Source organism: Dietzia sp. DQ12-76, assembly GCF_014145045.1.
Classification (GTDB): Bacteria; Actinomycetota; Actinomycetes; order Mycobacteriales; family Mycobacteriaceae; genus Dietzia.
Genome location: NZ_JAALDV010000532.1, coordinates 1 through 1,164 on the forward strand (window position 1 = coordinate 1; position 1,164 = coordinate 1,164).

The window sequence follows — 1,164 nt, forward strand, 5'->3', positions numbered from 1 at the left end:
CCCCCCGCGGCTACCCGGACGCGCCCGGGTACCGCTCGGCCGCCAGCGCGGACAGGCGGCGGAGGAAACGGCGGAACAGCAGGGTCATCACCGGCTGCGCCGCCGCGATCGAGAGGTCGGTCACCGCGTTGCCGTGCATCGCCAGAGTCCAGGTGAGGCGGCAGCCGCCGTCGGTGGGCTCGATGTCGTAGGCCTCGGCGAACGCGTGGATCCCCTTGGTGGAGCTGGCGTTGAAGCGGAAGGCCATCCGTCGTTCGGGCTCCCATGCCAGGAATTCCTCGTCGCCGACCAGCCCGCCCAGCATGTGCACGGTACGGGTGGTGCCCACGCCGTAGGGGGGTTCGCTGGTCCAGACCACCTTCGTGATCACTCCCGCCCAGCGGGGCCACGCGTCGGCGTCGACGAAGATCTCGAACACCTGCCGCGGCGAGGCGGGGATCGCCACGCTGTTGGTGAAGCGGAACCTCGCGGTGTCCGTGTAGTGGACGTCCACCGGTTCACAGGGGTGCATGGTCGGCATCGCCGCTCCTCTCGTCTGGCATCAGAACCGTGTGCGGGGCTAGTGCCCGGTCGCGACCCCGCGCAGGCCGTCGGCGCCGAAGAGCGGCTCCAGCATGGGCGAGAAGTCCGGGCCGCGGCGCAGCATCTGCCCGCCGTCGACGTTGATCACCTGGCCGGTGATCCACTCCGACTCGTCGGCGAGGAGGAAGGTCGCCAGGTTGGCGACGTCGCCGACCCTGCCGACGCGGGGCAGCGGCGTGCTCACGCGGTAGTCCTCCGAGAGCGCGGGGTCGTCGAGGACCGGTGCCACCAGGTCGGTCTCGATGAGCCCCGGCCGGATGGCGTTGACCCGCACCCGGCTGGCGCCGAGCTCGTCCGCGCCAAGACGGACCAGGTGGTCCACCGCGGACTTGGTCACGCCGTAGGCGCCGAACCAGCGGTGGGTGTTGCTCGCGGCGATGGACGAGATGGCCACGAACGAGCCGCCGCCCTTCGCGACCAGGGCGCGAGCGGAGTGCTTGAGCGTGTACATCATGCCGTTGACATTGAGGTCGACGGTCCGCTTCCAGGCCTCCGTGTCGGTCTGGGTGAGGGGTCCGATGGTCTCGCTGCCCCCGGCGCACGCCACCACGCCGTCGAGCCCGTCTCCGTGCTCGGCGGCCG

Annotated in this window: 2 protein-coding genes; both read right to left on the reverse strand. The window is 71.1% G+C overall.

The features are described 5' to 3' along the window. Positions 1–10: 10 nt before the first annotated feature. Positions 11–520 (reverse strand): SRPBCC family protein, encoded by a 510-nt coding sequence (locus G6019_RS16215; protein WP_182613717.1) that lies wholly within the window; start codon positions 518–520, stop codon positions 11–13. 39 nt (positions 521–559) lie between these two features. After that, positions 560–1,164 (reverse strand): SDR family oxidoreductase (locus G6019_RS16220; RefSeq protein WP_182628040.1); only part of this gene is annotated, 605 nt, incomplete at its 5' end.